Raw genomic sequence first — 15,727 nt, 5'->3', positions numbered from 1 at the left:
TTATTAAATTTTTTATATTAAAAAAGCCGTTTTTTTTCATCTGCGACATTGCAGACCAAAAAAAACGGCAATTTTTGTGAACCGGCCTTTCCCTGCGTGATTCAAGCTGTCCAATGAATCATTCTTTTCTCTAAATTTCCTGTAAAAAGCTCCAGCACGATGCCATCCGGATCTTTAAACTGAACGGACCATCCTCCTCCCCGGTAAACCGGTTCCCTCACCATCTCCACCCGATGCTCTTTTAACAGGGAAACTGCTCGAAAAAAATCCGGTTCCCGGATGGAAAAAGCCACATGGTCCATTCCCGGGCCGGCTGCGATGGAACCATCATCCGGCCTTTCCAATAAGCATATCCAGGCATTCCCCCATTCCAGATAAACGTCCTTCCGGCCTTTGTGCACCAGTTTCATTCCCAAAAGACCGCAATAAAACCGAAGACTTTGCTCCAAGTCCCTCACTCTCAGGGTGAGGTGATTGAAACCGCTGACGTTCATCCGCCCTTCTCCTCCGTTTCCGTCACACCGTCACATGCAGTGTGTATGTCTGGCTTCCGACCAGGCGGCGGTAGGAATCCACCATTTGATAGGGGATTTCAATGGAGTAGGACTGTTTGAACAGGTTGGGGGAAAGACGCAACCGGTCTTTTCCTTCCCAGATCCACTCATACCGCTTCCCCTGATAGAAGATCCCGTCTTTATACAACGGGAAGGTATTTTCCCCGGGTTCATTGAGGCAAACAAAAAGCGACAACTGATCACAAAATTGCAGCAACCGGAAGTTGCGCGCGATATTTTCTTCTTCGGTTTCCGTGAAATATTCCCGCAACTGATTTTGTCTGGCCAATTCCTGTTCCCGGAACCTGCGGCAGGCGGGATCGGTCTCATTGGTAAAAAAAGAAGCGTAATGCTTGCTGCATAAAAAACCGGCATAATGATCATTGGCAACCACTTTGGAAATCCCCCGGGTATAGGCTTCCAATTTGGGCAATAACGGATATTCGTAAAAGCTGACCGGATGATTGGTTTTTTCATCCCAAAGCACGGATCGGTCCAGCTCTTCCCACCCGATATCATGGTGGGAAATGGCAAACAGCGTTTTGGCGAGGGGCTGAATCGGCTCATCGATGTGCGCCGCCATTTCCCCTGCGATCAACGCATGGTCATGTTGTTTAATCAGAATGAAATACTTCCCCCGTTTTCTGACGATCATTCGAAGCCTCTCCTTTTCAAGCCCTTTACACCGCTTTATAAAGCGTCATTCATAAACAAAGCCGCATCGGGTTCCTGTTCATCTTTCTTTTGATCTTTTTTTCCTTTTTGCTCCGATTTGCACGCTTCTTCCATCAACTTTACAAGGGCTTCGTTGAAACTCAGGTTCCTTTTTCGGCAATAATGCTCAAACGACCTTTCCAACTCCCTCGGCAAAATCACCACCCGTTCCGACTTTGCCGTTTGAACCTGATCCACATTTTGCTGTACAAACCGTTGAAAAACATCCATCATAGCTTCCCCCTTTCTTGTAAAAAGAAAAGCCAAACTTCCAAAACAAGAAATTTGGCTTCCGGGTCTCACTCCATCTGCTCCAGATCCAACGGGTTTCCCCACTCGTTTTCATAAATCAGTTTGGACAAATCCAAGCGGTTTTTCCAGCCTTTCTCTTCCAGCATGGGCCTGGGCCGGAATTCAACCGGATACCCGATGCAAAGATAGGCAACCAACCGGACGCCTTCCGGCAGCTTCAAAAGTTTCTCCGTTTTCTCTTGATCCAAAATGCTGACCCAGCCGATTCCGATGCCCTCGGCACGGGCTGCCAGCCACATGTTTTGGATGGCCAGACACGTGCTGAACAAATCGGTCTCCGGCATGGGCCCGCGCCCCAACACAAAAGGGGCATCGCGATTCCGGTCACAGGTGACTGCCACATTCACCGGCGCTTCCATGATCCCTTCCAACTTTAAATCCCGGTACAACTTTTTCCGCTGGGCTTCCGGGATTTTCTCCAATTGTTCACGGTTGGTCTTGATAAATTGATCCTTAATGGACCGGCGCAATGCATAAGAGTTTACAAAAATAAAATTCCACGGTTGCATAAACCCGACTGAAGGCGCAAAATGAGCCGCCTCTAAAATTCTCTTCAACGCATCCTTGGGAACCGGCTTACCTGAAAAATGACGGATGTCCCGACGGGCGCGGATCACCCGGTAAATCACTTCCTGTTCCTCTTTGGAAAAAGTATCGTGCAAACGAATGCCTCCCTCATTTTCACCCGGTGACAAGAATGCCTTGCCGGACATTCGCTTTCGGTGGCCGGAACTTTGTTCGGCCCTCACTTCTATTATATTCCTTTTTTAAGATGGTTTTCTACAGAAGATCTGATGTTTCACGGCGATCCACCCTGACTTTGGCCTGCCGGGTTTGGAAATCCCAACGGGGATAGTAAGCGTTTTTCACCAGCAGATTGGGCCCGGCACAACGTGCTTCTTTGCAAAAACAATGAACTTCTTTGGCAACCGGACTGTTGAGCCAACGGTCAAACACATCGCTGAGCCGGTCCCGATGAATGTTTCCGAGCGGAGGAACATCCCCGAAGTCGGTCACAATCACATCCCCGGTGAAAACATTCACATTCAACCGGTTGCGTCCGTCCGGATCCTGGCGGACGGTCACGTTGTCCTCCTGATGCAGACGCCTCCACAATTCGCGGTCTTCTTCCCGGTCACTGCACGGATAAAAAGGAAGGGTTCCAAACAAAATCCATACGTCTGGATGCCGGTGGTCCAACAGTTTCCACACGGTTTCCCGATATTCATCCAGGCTCAAAAGCTCCATGTTTTTGGCAAAGTCACTGGGGTACAAAGGATGGACTTCATGCCGTTTGCATCCCATTTCTGCAACGGTTTGGTGCATTTTTTCAATATATTTGGCCGTAAACGGGCTCAAGAGGGATTCCGCCGAAACAAAAACCCCCCGTTTTGAAAGCTCACGGGCATTATCGATCATCTGTTCATACAACCGGTCCGCCACTTTCGGGTTGATTTCCTTTCCGAAGTTTTTAAAGGCCATCCGGTAAAAATCTTTTTCATCCCGGTAATTATATGAAATATGCAGGACATCCAAATCGTCAATCCAATCCAGATACCGGTTCAGCGGCAACGTAAGATTGGAATTCAATTGCGTGTAGATCCCGCGCTCCTTGCAATATTTCAACAAGGGTTGGATGGTGTTTTGGACGACTTTGGGATTTAAAACCGGCTCTCCGCCGGTGATGCTGACCGTTTGTAAGGTATCGATCTCCTCCAAAGCCGCAATCAATTGTTCGACCGGAATCGGAATGCCTTCCCTTTCCACCAGTTCCTCCCCGACCGCACAATGTTCACAGCGAAGATTACACAACTGTGTCACTGTGAATTCCACGCTTGTCAATTCGTACCTGCCTTTTTCAACTCTTGTATACCAAGGGTCCCAAGGATCCCAATCAGGTGTCAGTTCTTTTTTTTCATTTGTCATACTTATCATGGCCATTGCTCCTTTTAACCAGCCTGCAATACATGAAACACTGTGTATGAATATAACGCAACGATCTTTCGGGCGCAATGCCCGCTTATTTTTACAAAAAGCTTCCGTATGTAACAAACCGGTCGATCTGTTTCTTTAATTTAACCCCATTATTACATGTACTTTACATTTACCCGAAATCAAAGACAAACCATTCCCGGGGCCGCTATAATAAAATCAACAAAGAGGTCACGGAGGGAAAACACCAATGAATCACGCATCGGTTGGATTATTTAACGCAGTGTTGATGAGTGTTCCGGTTTGGACGATGATTTACTTCGGCATCCGCTTGCTGGCCGGCTGAACCTGATCATACACAGAAACCAATTCACTGGAGAATTCACGGGAGGTATGCCAGATGAAACCAATGGCAGGATTATTTAACGCGGTGTTATTAAGCATTCCATGTTGGGGACTGATCGGTTATGGAATTAGTTTGTTGGTATAATCAGTGGATCTTATAAACGCCTTCATCCGGGAAAACAAGGATGAAGGCGTTTTTTATTTACTCCGTTTTTCCTCTCCTTTATAATAACTCTTTAGATAGAAGCAGAGAAGAGGTGAAGCCGCGATGAGCATCGGACCAGCCTGGCTGCAGTGGATCTATTTGTTCTTTTGGATTGGTTTTCTCGTTTTTCTCGCCATTGGCGGTTATTTTATGTTTCGCAAGTTTTTAAAAGCCCTTCCCAAAGAAGATGGAAAATCGGTTCTTGATTGGCAGGAATATTACATAAAAGAAACCCTTCATTTGTGGAATCAGGAGCAAAAAGAACTTTTAAACGAACTTGTCCAGCCGGTCCCCCAATTGTTCCGGGATGTGGCCAAACAAAAGATTGCGGCAAAAATCGGGGAATTGGCTTTGAAAGACCAAGCCGAGTCATTACATGAGGAATATATTATCCGCGGTTATATTCTGGCCACCCCGAAACGGGACCACAAGTGGCTCATCAAAAAACTGAAAGAAAAACAGATTGATCTTTCCAAATACCAACATCTTTTGGAATGACACGGAAAAAACTTGCCACTTCCCGCTCAACGTGGTAAACTTAGGTACATAATGAGTTAAAAAGCTGGTATCGTAAGTCAAGTTTCATCTTGTGGCCTCTTGTTTCGAAACAATAGGTTTTCAAGTGCTTGAGTTTGGCCGCTTTTTAATGGAAAGAAGGAGGCCCTGAGATGAAGGGAACAGTGAAATGGTTTAACGCCGAAAAAGGTTATGGATTCATTGAACGCGAAGACGGCGGAGATGTATTTGTTCATTATTCGGCCATTCAATCTGAAGGATTCAAAACACTTGAAGAAGGCGAACCTGTTGAATTCGACATTGTGGAAGGAGACCGCGGTCCCCAATCTGCCAATGTCGTACGTTTGAACTCCGTACGCTGATTCAACACAGACAACAAAGCACTTTCCAATGGAAAGTGCTTTTTTCATCTTTTTTCAAATCATCCGCAGCAGTGCTTGCCGTCCGGTCATCCCCGGCTTGATTCCTTTCTCCTCCGCCGTATGCGTGACCGATTCCAGCGGTGCATCCAACAACTGCTCCAAGGTTCGGACCCCCAGCGCCCGCGCCGCAATGATATTCCGCTCCGAAAGCCGTTCATTTAACAACGCGACATCCAAAGCACCACACATAATATATCCTTTATCGGTCGTAATCACCAACAAGGTTGTTTTCGGCAATTTGACTTCGATTCCCAAAACTTGCTTTCCTTCAATATCCAAAGGTTTCAATTGGATCATCCGATTCCCTCCTCATGCGAACCGTTTTTATACAATGTATGTGCCACAAACGGTGCATGTGAGGAAATCTTCCGGATCAATGATAACGGGTGACCGGGGAAACCGAACGCAAACGGGGCAATTTCCCGTCCTGAACCATTTTCAGCTTCAACATTTCGACCAGATAAACTCCCAGCATTTGCGTGATTTCATCATCATCCATCTGCTCAATGAGCTGCATCATATGTTCACGGGACTGCTCCTCCAGGATGCTGAGTACAATGGCCACGGCATCTTCTTCATCATCATTTAATTGATCGCGATACAAATCGTAAACTTCATCCACAAAACTCATGCAACAACCTCCAAATCCTTATTGAATTCATGGGACTTACGTTCGTTCTCAGTTGCCGGCTTTGAAAAACCTGCGTTCTTTGCATCGTTCGACGGCCACCGGTTTCTTAAGCTGATAAGCCAGCAAATCCCGCAAAAACTCAGGAAGAAAGTACTTGATTAACCTCGCGTTTTTTAAAGACAGATAACCGGCCCCGAATATAAACATATCAATCATGCCCACCAAATAGGTTTCCTCTTCTTTCCATTCCCCTTTTTCCCCAAACCGGATGGATGTAATCTTTTGATACGGCTTGCGCTTCGGGTCAAACCGCACCTCGATTCCCGATACACTCAGGGTCCCCAAAATTTCTCCGCGAAAGCCGAAACCGCGGATCGGTTTTTGTTGAAACTCTGAAAGCAGAGACTCTTCCAGCGCATTTTTCAAATCCCTTCCGCTGATTTCAACCAACACCGGATTAATCGGATGCGGACACGTCTGGTGAATCATTTCCAAGGTAACTGTTCCTTTGGGCAAATCACACAATAATTGACCGCTGTTGACCAAGGCCACATCCGCCCCGACCCAATCCCGGATACTGTCCGCCAACAAATTGGCAAAAGGCGACTCCGCATTCCAGTCGACGGTGAGCGGTTCCTCCAAACGGGCAACGGGTTGGGCCAAGTTTTGCTCGGCCCGCTCTTTGTAGCGGCGAATCAACAAATTGATGCTTTCATCAGGCACCTGCCCTGCCAGATCATGGCAGCATGCGGTTACATCCTGAACCGACCGGGTGGTTTCATCAAAGAAAACCGTCACTTGGCCGACCGCCTGCCCGAATTTACCCGCTGCAGCCAAATATGTATTTCGCACTTTCTCGGCTTTTTCCAGCAAGTGATGGGTATGTGCGCCAATGATGATGTCGATTCCGTCAATTTGTTCGGCCAGCTTCCGGTCGTTTCCCAAACCCAAATGGGAAAGCAATACAATGATGTCCGCCTGGTTGCGCAATGATTCAACCATTTGCCCAAGGATGGCCAAAGGATTTTTCACCTGCCAGCCCATCATTTCATACACCCGGGGATAAGGGATCGTCGCCGCCAGAAAACACACACGGATGCCGCCGGCATCTTTCCATTCGTAAGGAACAATCCAATCCGGCCGTTCCACCCCGTTTACATCAAAAACATTGGTGGACACCACCGAAAAAGGCGCATCATCATACAACATCCCCAATTGTTCTTTGGAAAAGGTCAACAGTTCATTGTTGCCAAAAGTAACCATATCGTAACCGGTTCTCTCCAGCAAAGCGCGGTTGACCCTGCCGTCGGTCCCTTCGGTTTCCAACCGGAACCGGTCCATATGGTCCCCGATATCCAAAAGAAAATGCGGTTCTCCTTTTTCTTCGAATTGCTTCTGCAACAAATCCACTTGCGTGTAAATCTTCCCGGCCTGATCCAAATGACTGTGCAAGTCGTTGGTATGCAATAGATGAATTCGTTTCAATCGGCTCAAGAAAATCCCCTCACCCCTGTTTTTGGCTGCGACATTCTCACAACTCTTCGAAAAAAGTCAGCTGTCTCGGAGCCAGTCCGCTAAAGGTAAGATTCAGTTTGCCAATCATCTGCTTGGCATTTCCGGCTGCGTCCCCTTGTGAGTTGTTGTTGAAAAGCACGGTCACCTGACCTGTCCGGTGCTTTAACTGCTCGATGATATGTTTCCATTCATCCAATTCTTCGTCCGAATAGCGGTACGCATACCGCACATCCCGCCAGTTGGGTTGCCCGGTGTTGTTCCATCCTTCCAAATTCCTTCCGTGCATGCGGATGAGGGCATGCTGCGGATGGGTGACTTCGACAACCGGAGGAACCGATCCTTCCCCCGCCTGGGGTTCATCGCAAATGGTATGGATCAGTTTTTCCTCCCGCAAAAAACGAAGGGTGGAAGATTTAAACCGGGGTAAAAACCAGCTTTGATGCCGGAACTCAATCGCCACCGGATAATCACGAAATGCTTCGCGAACCCGCCGGATATATTTCACATGCTTTTTGGTGCAGTCAAACCACGGTGGAAACTGAAACAGCAACATCGACAATTTTCCATGTTTGATCAACGGTTCCACCGAATCTTTCATTTCCTCCACCAGCTCCATCCACGTCCGGACCGGAGCACGCTCCAGGCGGCCATGTCCGGTCAGCTCCCGGTAAGCCTTCACCACAAACCGGAAAGAAACCGGTGTTTCCTGTGCCCAACGCTCCATCCTGTCCGGCGGGGCAATGGCATGGAATGTACTGTCCAATTCAACCACCGGAAAATGACCGGCATAAATGGCCAGTTTCTCATGGGACCGGGTTCCGGGCGGATAGATGTCATGGTCGCCCCACCCGCATAAACCCACCTGAACCGGGTTTATGATTTCGCTCATCTTTCCTCCGCCTTTCCCCAATTCAACAAAAGACTAAATATCTTTTATTTTACCATTTGTATAAAGCAAAAAAAATGAAAGGCATCCGGAACCCCCCTCTCCGCCGGCAACCAAAAACTGGGAAAGGGGCGCAAGCGGCTTCCCGCTTTGAAATCCGGCATAGACTTTCTATTTATAGAAATATAAAATAATGGCAGACTCCTTTAAATGCAAATTCCGATGAGGGGGCCGGATTCATGCCGTCCTATTATACCATTCATCAGCATGTCGTAGAGCAAATCAAAGAGTATTGCTATAAAAAATACCCTGACGAAGGGTATGGTTTTTTAGCGGGACATCTCACCACCATCACGCATTTTTTTCCCGTTCCCAGCCAAAACCGCACACCTTGTTCATTGGAACCGGAACCCAGCGCCTATTTTGACATCATTAAACAAATCCGTTCCAATCAATTGGAGTGGCTGGGCGTCATGCGTTCACACCCGCTGACTCAAGCCTACCCCTCAAACCGGGATCTGTCTGCATGGAGTTTTGCAAACAAAAGCTTGTGGATCATGTCCTTAAAGGATAAAGAAATGCAATTTTGCGCTTACTATATACATGATCGCAAAGCCATTCCGCTCATGTTTAAGATCATCGAATGAATGTAGAACAGGAGTTTACACCATGAATGAACAGATTTCAGCATTGCACACCGACAAATACCAACTGACAATGATGTATGCCCACTTTAAAAATGGAACCCACCACCATCAGCGGGCATTTGATTTATATTTTCGCAAACTTCCTTTCGGCAACGGATATACGGTTTTCGCCGGGCTCGAAAGAGCCGTTCACTATTTGATGAATCTGCGTTTTACGGAAGAGGACATTGAATATATCAAATCCTTTGACGAACCATTTGACCCGGCGTTTTTCGATTACCTGAGAAACTTTCGTTTCACCGGAAATATTTATGCCCTCCCGGAAGGAACCCTTACGTTCCCGGGAGTTCCCATGCTGCGTGCCGAAGGCTCCATCATTGAATTGCAATTAATCGAAACCGCGCTTCTCAATTTTATCGGCTTCCAAAGCCTGGTCGCAACCAAAGCGGCAAGAATCCGGCATGTGGCACCCGATGAACAGCTCATGGAATTCGGGACCCGGCGTGCACAGGAAAAAGACGCTTCCATCTGGGGCGCCCGCGCCGCTTATCTGGCCGGTTTTGATGCAACCTCGAACACATTGGCCGGGAAAAAATTCGGCATCCCCACCAGCGGAACCCACGCCCATGCATGGATTCAGGATTTCCCGAGCGAATTGGAAGCGTTTCGCGCTTATGCCAAAGCATTTCCCGACCATTGTGTACTTTTGGTGGACACTTACAACACCTTGCGAAGCGGCCTTCCGCATGCCATCCAAGTGGGAAAAGAACTCAAAAAACAAGGAAAAACCCTGAAGGGAATCCGGATCGACAGCGGGGATCTCGCTTATTTGTCCAAGCAAGCCCGCCGGATGCTGGATGAAGCCGGACTGACGGATACAAAAATCGTCGCCTCGAGCGACCTGGATGAATTCACGATTTTAAACCTGAAATCGCAAGGAGCTAAAGTGGATTCATGGGGAATCGGCACCAAACTGATCACGGCTTATGACACCCCCGCCTTGGGAGCCGTGTATAAAATGGTTTCCCGCTATGAAAACGGGGTGTGGGAACCCACGATCAAAATTTCTTCCAATCCGGCCAAAGTGACGACACCGGGCCGCAAAAACGTATACCGGATTCTCGACCGGAAAAACAAAGCACACGGTGACTTGCTCACACTCACCGATGAACGAATCGATGAAAACAAACCGCTCACGCTGTTCCATCCGGTTCACACGTTCCGTCGCAAAAAAATGAAGCGTTTTAAGGCGGTTCCGTTATTAAAACCAATTTTTCAAAACGGAAAACTGGTTTATGATCTCCCTTCACTCAGCGAGATCCGCGCTTATCACCGGGAACAGCTTTCCCAGTTTTGGGAAGAATATTTACGGATCTTAAACCCTGAAGAATATCATGTGAACTTGTCGACCAAACTTTGGAAAACGAAAGAAGAAATGATCCAAAAAGTGTATCAAACGATCAAAACCGAGGAAAACGGCCACACTGAATCATCCGATGATTCCACCCCGTGAAAAAAAATCAGACAAAAAGGACCTGCTTTGGAGCAGGTCCTTCTTTTTTGGGATCAAGTCGTAAATTGTTCTGCTTCGGTCGACTCTTTCAAAGCGGTGGTCGATGAAGTTCCACCCGAAATGACCATGGATACTTCGTCAAAGTAACCGGTGCCCACTTCACGCTGGTGCTTGACGGCCGTATAGCCTTTTTCCTGACTTGCAAACTCCGCCTGTTGCAATTCCGAGTAAGCGGCCATTCCTCTTTCACTGTAGCCTTTGGCCAGTTCAAACATTCCGTGGTTGAGTGAATGGAAGCCGGCCAGGGTGACGAATTGGAATTTATAGCCCATCTTCCCGAGCTCTTCCTGGAAGGTGGAAATCGTTTTTTCATCCAATTTTTTCTTCCAGTTGAAAGACGGTGAGCAGTTGTAAGCCAGCCATTTGCCGGGATATTTTTCATGGATGGCTTCTGCAAACCGGCGCGCTTCCTCCAGGTTGGGCTCAGACGTTTCACACCAGATCAGGTCGGCATACGGAGCATAAGCCAATCCTCTTGCAATCGCGGTGTCCAGACCGTTTTTCAGGTAATAAAACCCTTCCGGAGACCGCTCACCGGTGATGAACGGATGATCATAGGGATCGATGTCGCTGGTGATCAATTTGGCGGCATTGGCGTCGGTCCGGGCAATCAAGATGGTGGGAACCCCCATAACGTCCGCTGCCAAGCGGGCTGCAATCAGGTTGCGAATCGCTTGTTGTGTCGGAATCAACACTTTTCCGCCCAAATGCCCGCATTTTTTCTCGGAGGCCAGCTGGTCTTCAAAGTGCACCCCGGCGGCTCCGGCTTCAATCATCGCCTTCATCAACTCGAAGACATTCAACGGCCCTCCGAACCCGGCCTCGGCATCCGCCACAATCGGGGCAAACCATTCTCTTTCCCTTTTTCCTTCCGAATGCTCAATTTGATCAGCTCTTTGCAAAGCCTGATTAATGCGTTTGACCACATGCGGAACACTGTTGGCCGGATACAAGCTTTGGTCCGGATACATTTGTCCGGCCAGGTTGGCATCGGCGGCAACCTGCCAACCGCTCAAATAAATGGCTTTCAAGCCGGCTTTCACTTGTTGGACCGCTTGGTTTCCCGTCAAGGCACCCAGTGCGCGCACAAAGGATTCTTCTTCCATTAATTTCCACAAACGCTCAGCCCCTCTGCGGGCCAAAGTATATTCGATTTTCACCGATCCCCGCAATTTCAGCACTTGTTCAGGCGTATACGGACGTTTGATTCCCTTCCAGCGCGGATTTTCTTCCCAATCTCTTTTTAATTCCAACGCTTCTTGTTGTTGAGTCATTACGCTCATCCTTTCTTCTTGATGAAATCAATCCAGATAGCGGGAGGCATTCAGGGTCAAAAATTCACTGAATTCATCCTCGAACACCAATTCTGAAAATATTTCTTTTGCCTGGCTCAACACGCTGTCATCCTGCGCATTCTTGCGCAATTTGTTGAATTCCTGATCAATCCACTGGCGGACCAATTCCGCATTGATTTTCCGGCCGTCGGACAAAATTCCTTTTTCATGCCGGATCCAATGCCAAACCTGCGCCCTGGAGATTTCCGCCGTGGCGGCATCCTCCATCAAATGGTCAATCGCAGCGGCTCCGGATCCTTTGAGCCATGCCTCCAGATACTGCATGGCCACCCGGATGTTTTTCCGAAGTCCATATTCCGTGATCATGCCTTCCGGCACGGCCAACAGATCTTTCGCCTCGATCTTGACATCTTCTCTCTTCTTGTGAATTTGGTTTGGGGTAGTCATATATTGATCAAAAACTTCCCTTGCCACCGGAACCAAACCGGGGTGAGCCACCCAGGTCCCGTCATGGCCGTCTTTGGCTTCTCTCTCTTTATCCAAACGCACTTTTTTCATGGCTTCCGCATTGGCTCTTTCATCATGTTTGATCGGAATCTGTGCGGCCATTCCTCCGATGCAGGGGGCATTCCGGCGGTGGCAGGTTTGAATGGCCAGCAAGGTGTATGCCCGCATAAAGGGCACGGTCATGGTCACCCGTTCCCGGTCCGGCAGAATCACATTTTCATGGTTTCTCAAACGTTTCAGATAGCTGAAGATGTAATCCCAACGGCCGCAGTTTAGTCCCGCCGAATGCTCACGCAATTCATAGAGAATTTCGTCCATTTCAAATGCGGCCATGATGGTTTCAATCAATACCGTGGCTTTGATCGTTCCCTTCGGGAGGGAAAGCTCATGCTCGGCAAACAAAAAGACATCATTCCACAACCGCGCTTCCAAGTGACTCTCCAGTTTGGGAAGATAAAAATAAGGACCGGACCCTTTTTCGATCAATTTTTTGGCATTGTGGAAAAAGTAGAGGCCGAAATCGACCAATCCTCCCGGAACCGGATTTCCATCCACCAAAATCCGCGTCTCATCCAGATGCCATCCGCGCGGCCGTACGATCAACACAGCCGGGTTCTCTTTCAGCCGGTATTCTTTTCCGTCCGGATTGCGATATTCAATGGTCCCGTTCACCGCATCCCGCAAATGGATTTGACCGCCAATGGTGTTTTTCCAGGTCGGGGAATTGGCATCTTCAAAATCGGCCATAAAAACGTTGGCTCCGGAATTCAGCGCATTAATTACCAATTTCCGGTCCCCGGCCGGCCCGGTGATCTCCACCCGCCGGTCCTTCAAATCCTCCGGCAACGGGGCAATCTTCCAATCCCCTTCCCGAATGTGTTTGGTCTCCGGCAAGAAATCCGGCAATTCCCCCTGATCCAACCGTTTCTGCCTTTCCTTCCTGTTCAATAACAGTTTGTCTCGCATCGGGGTGAAAGCACGTGCCAACTTGGCAATAAATTGCAACGCATCGTCGGACAAGATTTCCCGATATAAGGGCGGCACCTCTTTAGAAACCCTGATTCCCTCTGACACCAGCTCAGTCATTCCATGATTCCTCCCCATTTTTGGCCACCTGTTATTATATAACAGTTCCTGATTTCAACATTTATATTAGCACAGTTTCTGTTATATAACAACAGAAAAATTCATTTTTTTCGAATTTACATTTCAAAAAATAAAAAAGCCGCTCCTCGGAGCGGTCCACCGGCTTAAATATCGATATCCAATTCGGTACATTCCTCATCGAGAGTCAACTCGAATTCTTTGATTCCCGCCTCGAATTCCGGGTCGGGTAATTCAATCTTGATTTCTGTCGGATCCCATTCTTTTCCCATTCCTTTTCCCCCTTTTTTTTGGATGAATGGCGAATCAGAAATGGAAATAACCCAACGGATCGATGGCAAATGATTGGTGATTATTAATATATTTTATACAATATTTAAATTATTCCTTTTACAATATGAAAAAAGATAGCGGTTCTTTCATCTTTTTCAAATCAGCCCATCATAAGATGGACTGATTTGAATCTCACCCTTCCGCCCTTTTTTGGCGCCGCCGGAGCAGAAAGAACCGGTACAGATGGCTCAACACCACCTTCGCGACGGCATAAACCGGAACCGCCAACAACAGCCCCAAAAAACCGACCAAGCTTCCGGCAACCAAGAGCAAAACGATAATGGTCAACGGATGAATGTTCAAGCTTTTTCCCATCACCAGCGGAGAAACCAGATTCCCTTCAATCTGTTGAGCAACGATGGCGACCACCAGCACTTTGACCACCATGCCCGGAGAATCGATCAATGCAACAATCACGGCGGGGATGGTTCCGAGAAACGGACCGAGAAACGGAATGACGTTGGTAAACATGGTGATGATGGCCAAAATCAATGAATACTCCAAGCCGATGATCAAATATCCGATGTAAACCAAAACCCCGACACAAACACTCACCAATATTTGTCCCTTGATGTATGAGCTGAGCGCAAAATCCATATCCGACAAAATCCGCAATCCCTGATCCCGTTCTTTTTCAGGGAGCCATTGCAAAATAAAATGGGGAAAGCGATCCCCTTCTTTTAACATGAAATAAAGAATGAAGGGAACCGTGATAAAAACCATCACGATATTGGCGAGCACCTGGAAAAAGTTGGCGACATTGGCGCCGATTGCTTTATAACTGGAATTCAAATAGTTGGTTACATAAGTCATGATTTTCTTCCAATCCAGGTTGTCACTCACCCACGGATGATGGCTCCACCGGATTAACTCTTCTTTGGCCGCATCCGTGATCGCCGGCAAATTTTGGATTAAATGGGTCAACTGGTCCTGAAGAACCGGTACCACCAACGAGCCGAGCAAAAACAACAAGCCAAAAATGGCAAGGTAAATCAACAAAATGGAGATGGTACGGGGAATCTTTCTCTTCTCAAGCCAGCGGACCAACGGCCGGAACAAATAAAACAAAATCCCCGACAGCAAAAAGGGAAAAAACAAGGTTTGCACCAGCACCACCAAAGGCTGAAAAATAAAGTTCACTTGATTCGCCAGCAAAATAATCAATAATATAATAATGATCCCATATCCGATCCGAAATGCCTTTGTATCCGGCATAAGCTTTCAACTCTCCCATCTGTCCCGTTTTTTCAATTGTCCAAAGGTGGCATTAATCATCCCGCCTAATATCAATATCATCGCAGACAAATATATCCATCCCACCAATACAATAATAGCACCCAGATTTCCGTAAATATGTGAATAATTGTTGATTGAAGCATAATAAGAAAAAGCCAGCGAACTGAGTTGCCAGCCGATCGTCGAAAAAACGGCCCCGGGCAAAGCTTCCATCGTGCCGATTTTCCGGTTGGGGGCAAATTTGTACACAAAGAAAAACACCAGAAACAGAACACAACTGCTTAAAATCCACCGCAGCCAAATCCATACTTCATAAAAAAAGTCACTCAACCCGAGTAAACCGAACACAAACTCTCCGATGATCTTTCCAAACACCGGCAAAATCAAAGAAACCGTGATGGCGATCAAAAGCCCCATCATTAAAACAATTCCCAAAAGCCACTGGATGAAAAACGGCCGGGTTTGTTTGACCTGATAAGCATTATTCAAGATGCGGATAACCGACTGAAAAGCGATGGAAGCCAAATATAACGTGACGATCAGACTGACCGAAAAAATTCCTCCCCGCTGTTGATCCAATATGATCCGCAAATTGTTCTCCACAAGCACATACGTATCTTCCGGCGCAAAAGGCCGTATCAAACGCAGAATGTTATCGCTGGAAACGGGAAGGTATGCCAGCACGGTTACCGTAAACAATAAAAACGGAAACAAAGACATCAAGAAGTAATATGCCAACTGGGCGGCAAGATCATAAAGCCTTTCTTTTAAGATCCGTTGTTTCAATTCCCTGATGAATTCCCAAAACACCATGTTAACCTCCAAAGCTGAACCATTTTATTTCAACTGCAACGGTTGGATCACCGGAATCCTTTTTTTAATTTTTTTTTCGTCTTTTCTGCTTTTTTAAACCTCCTTCTTTTTCTTCTTACTTTTATTTCCTTGTCCCGTCTGCTTTAGTAGTGACAAATTTAAAAATCCCGCAAAAAACTTCCTTTTA

Annotated in this window: 18 protein-coding genes; 4 read left to right on the top strand and 14 right to left on the bottom strand. The window is 47.3% G+C overall.

The window, feature by feature from the left end:
• Positions 1-101 precede the first annotated feature (101 nt).
• From H1R82_RS12295 to yfkAB, 5 genes are all read right to left on the bottom strand, one after another.
• Positions 102-494 carry a VOC family protein gene (locus H1R82_RS12295; RefSeq protein WP_181732233.1) on the bottom strand — a complete coding sequence of 131 codons (393 nt, stop codon included), beginning with the start codon at positions 492-494 and terminating at the stop codon, positions 102-104.
• A gap of 22 nt (positions 495-516) precedes the next feature.
• Entirely contained in the window at positions 517-1,209 is a 693-nt protein-coding gene (locus tag H1R82_RS12290; RefSeq protein WP_181732232.1) for a DUF3891 family protein, read from the bottom strand.
• Positions 1,210-1,244: 35 nt separating this feature from the next.
• Positions 1,245-1,499 carry a hypothetical protein gene (locus H1R82_RS12285; protein ID WP_181732231.1) on the bottom strand — a complete coding sequence of 85 codons (255 nt, stop codon included), beginning with the start codon at positions 1,497-1,499 and terminating at the stop codon, positions 1,245-1,247.
• A gap of 68 nt (positions 1,500-1,567) precedes the next feature.
• On the bottom strand, positions 1,568-2,242 hold the full coding sequence (bluB, locus tag H1R82_RS12280) for a 5,6-dimethylbenzimidazole synthase (RefSeq protein ID WP_198058700.1): 675 nt from the start codon (positions 2,240-2,242) through the stop codon (positions 1,568-1,570).
• 118 nt (positions 2,243-2,360) lie between these two features.
• A complete protein-coding gene (gene yfkAB / locus H1R82_RS12275) occupies positions 2,361-3,515 on the bottom strand; it encodes a radical SAM/CxCxxxxC motif protein YfkAB (RefSeq protein WP_232333993.1) in 1,155 nt (384 codons plus the stop codon).
• 610 nt (positions 3,516-4,125) lie between these two features.
• Between yfkAB and H1R82_RS12270 the strand changes: the two genes are divergently transcribed.
• Complete coding sequence (locus tag H1R82_RS12270; RefSeq protein WP_181732230.1) at positions 4,126-4,560, top strand: DUF2621 family protein; 435 nt, start codon at positions 4,126-4,128, stop codon at positions 4,558-4,560.
• A gap of 170 nt (positions 4,561-4,730) precedes the next feature.
• Positions 4,731-4,940, top strand: coding sequence for a cold shock domain-containing protein (locus tag H1R82_RS12265; protein WP_037994743.1), 210 nt, complete (start codon positions 4,731-4,733; stop codon positions 4,938-4,940).
• 54 nt (positions 4,941-4,994) lie between these two features.
• On the opposite strand, the gene H1R82_RS12260 is transcribed toward H1R82_RS12265, so the two are convergent.
• The 4 genes from H1R82_RS12260 to H1R82_RS12245 form a co-directional block, all read right to left on the bottom strand.
• Complete coding sequence (locus tag H1R82_RS12260) at positions 4,995-5,297, bottom strand: YunC family protein (protein WP_181732229.1); 303 nt, start codon at positions 5,295-5,297, stop codon at positions 4,995-4,997.
• Between the two features lie 76 nt (positions 5,298-5,373).
• Complete coding sequence (locus H1R82_RS12255; protein ID WP_049719637.1) at positions 5,374-5,631, bottom strand: DUF6154 family protein; 258 nt, start codon at positions 5,629-5,631, stop codon at positions 5,374-5,376.
• 48 nt (positions 5,632-5,679) lie between these two features.
• On the bottom strand, positions 5,680-7,125 hold the full coding sequence (locus H1R82_RS12250; RefSeq protein WP_181732228.1) for a bifunctional metallophosphatase/5'-nucleotidase: 1,446 nt from the start codon (positions 7,123-7,125) through the stop codon (positions 5,680-5,682).
• 37 nt (positions 7,126-7,162) lie between these two features.
• Positions 7,163-8,035, bottom strand: coding sequence for a DUF72 domain-containing protein (locus tag H1R82_RS12245; RefSeq protein WP_181732227.1), 873 nt, complete (start codon positions 8,033-8,035; stop codon positions 7,163-7,165).
• Positions 8,036-8,271: 236 nt separating this feature from the next.
• Between H1R82_RS12245 and H1R82_RS12240 the strand changes: the two genes are divergently transcribed.
• Together H1R82_RS12240 and H1R82_RS12235 are read left to right on the top strand one after the other, a co-directional pair.
• Positions 8,272-8,679 (top strand): M67 family metallopeptidase, encoded by a 408-nt coding sequence (locus tag H1R82_RS12240; RefSeq protein ID WP_037994753.1) that lies wholly within the window; start codon positions 8,272-8,274, stop codon positions 8,677-8,679.
• Positions 8,680-8,701: 22 nt separating this feature from the next.
• Positions 8,702-10,192, top strand: a complete 1,491-nt coding sequence (locus tag H1R82_RS12235; protein ID WP_181732226.1) for a nicotinate phosphoribosyltransferase — start codon at positions 8,702-8,704, stop codon at positions 10,190-10,192.
• Positions 10,193-10,245: 53 nt separating this feature from the next.
• Here the strand turns inward: H1R82_RS12235 and aceA are convergent, their stop codons facing one another.
• The 5 genes from aceA to H1R82_RS12215 form a co-directional block, all read right to left on the bottom strand.
• Complete coding sequence (aceA, locus tag H1R82_RS12230) at positions 10,246-11,526, bottom strand: isocitrate lyase (protein WP_181732225.1); 1,281 nt, start codon at positions 11,524-11,526, stop codon at positions 10,246-10,248.
• A 27-nt stretch (positions 11,527-11,553) separates the two neighbouring features.
• Positions 11,554-13,140: a malate synthase A gene (aceB, locus tag H1R82_RS12225; protein ID WP_181732224.1), complete on the bottom strand. Its 1,587-nt coding sequence runs from the start codon at positions 13,138-13,140 to the stop codon at positions 11,554-11,556.
• Between the two features lie 164 nt (positions 13,141-13,304).
• The gene (locus tag H1R82_RS14735) at positions 13,305-13,430 is read right to left on the bottom strand and encodes a hypothetical protein (RefSeq protein ID WP_255516933.1); all 126 of its coding nucleotides are present in this window, start codon (positions 13,428-13,430) and stop codon (positions 13,305-13,307) included.
• A gap of 193 nt (positions 13,431-13,623) precedes the next feature.
• A complete protein-coding gene (locus tag H1R82_RS12220) occupies positions 13,624-14,706 on the bottom strand; it encodes an AI-2E family transporter (protein ID WP_181732223.1) in 1,083 nt (360 codons plus the stop codon).
• 6 nt (positions 14,707-14,712) lie between these two features.
• Positions 14,713-15,537: a YihY/virulence factor BrkB family protein gene (locus H1R82_RS12215; protein ID WP_181821671.1), complete on the bottom strand. Its 825-nt coding sequence runs from the start codon at positions 15,535-15,537 to the stop codon at positions 14,713-14,715.
• Positions 15,538-15,727: the final 190 nt, after the last annotated feature.

This window comes from Thermoactinomyces intermedius, assembly GCF_013912365.1.
Lineage (GTDB): Bacteria > Bacillota > Bacilli > Thermoactinomycetales > Thermoactinomycetaceae > Thermoactinomyces > Thermoactinomyces intermedius.
This window is presented reverse-complemented; position numbering and strand designations above follow the sequence as displayed.

Excerpts from the sequence above, each read along its gene's own strand:
- H1R82_RS12295 (WP_181732233.1), bottom strand. The coding sequence starts at position 494 with ATGAACGTCAGCGGTTTCAATCACCTCACCCTGAGAGTGAGGGACTTG.
- H1R82_RS12290 (WP_181732232.1), bottom strand. The coding sequence starts at position 1,209 with ATGATCGTCAGAAAACGGGGGAAGTATTTCATTCTGATTAAACAACAT.
- H1R82_RS12285 (WP_181732231.1), bottom strand. The coding sequence starts at position 1,499 with ATGGATGTTTTTCAACGGTTTGTACAGCAAAATGTGGATCAGGTTCAA.
- yfkAB (WP_232333993.1), bottom strand. The coding sequence starts at position 3,515 with ATGATAAGTATGACAAATGAAAAAAAAGAACTGACACCTGATTGGGAT.
- H1R82_RS12270 (WP_181732230.1), top strand. The coding sequence starts at position 4,126 with ATGAGCATCGGACCAGCCTGGCTGCAGTGGATCTATTTGTTCTTTTGG.
- H1R82_RS12265 (WP_037994743.1), top strand. The coding sequence starts at position 4,731 with ATGAAGGGAACAGTGAAATGGTTTAACGCCGAAAAAGGTTATGGATTC.
- H1R82_RS12260 (WP_181732229.1), bottom strand. The coding sequence starts at position 5,297 with ATGATCCAATTGAAACCTTTGGATATTGAAGGAAAGCAAGTTTTGGGA.
- H1R82_RS12255 (WP_049719637.1), bottom strand. The coding sequence starts at position 5,631 with ATGAGTTTTGTGGATGAAGTTTACGATTTGTATCGCGATCAATTAAAT.
- H1R82_RS12245 (WP_181732227.1), bottom strand. The coding sequence starts at position 8,035 with ATGAGCGAAATCATAAACCCGGTTCAGGTGGGTTTATGCGGGTGGGGC.
- H1R82_RS12240 (WP_037994753.1), top strand. The coding sequence starts at position 8,272 with ATGCCGTCCTATTATACCATTCATCAGCATGTCGTAGAGCAAATCAAA.
- H1R82_RS12235 (WP_181732226.1), top strand. The coding sequence starts at position 8,702 with ATGAATGAACAGATTTCAGCATTGCACACCGACAAATACCAACTGACA.
- aceA (WP_181732225.1), bottom strand. The coding sequence starts at position 11,526 with ATGACTCAACAACAAGAAGCGTTGGAATTAAAAAGAGATTGGGAAGAA.
- aceB (WP_181732224.1), bottom strand. The coding sequence starts at position 13,140 with ATGACTGAGCTGGTGTCAGAGGGAATCAGGGTTTCTAAAGAGGTGCCG.
- H1R82_RS14735 (WP_255516933.1), bottom strand. The coding sequence starts at position 13,430 with ATGGGAAAAGAATGGGATCCGACAGAAATCAAGATTGAATTACCCGAC.
- H1R82_RS12220 (WP_181732223.1), bottom strand. The coding sequence starts at position 14,706 with ATGCCGGATACAAAGGCATTTCGGATCGGATATGGGATCATTATTATA.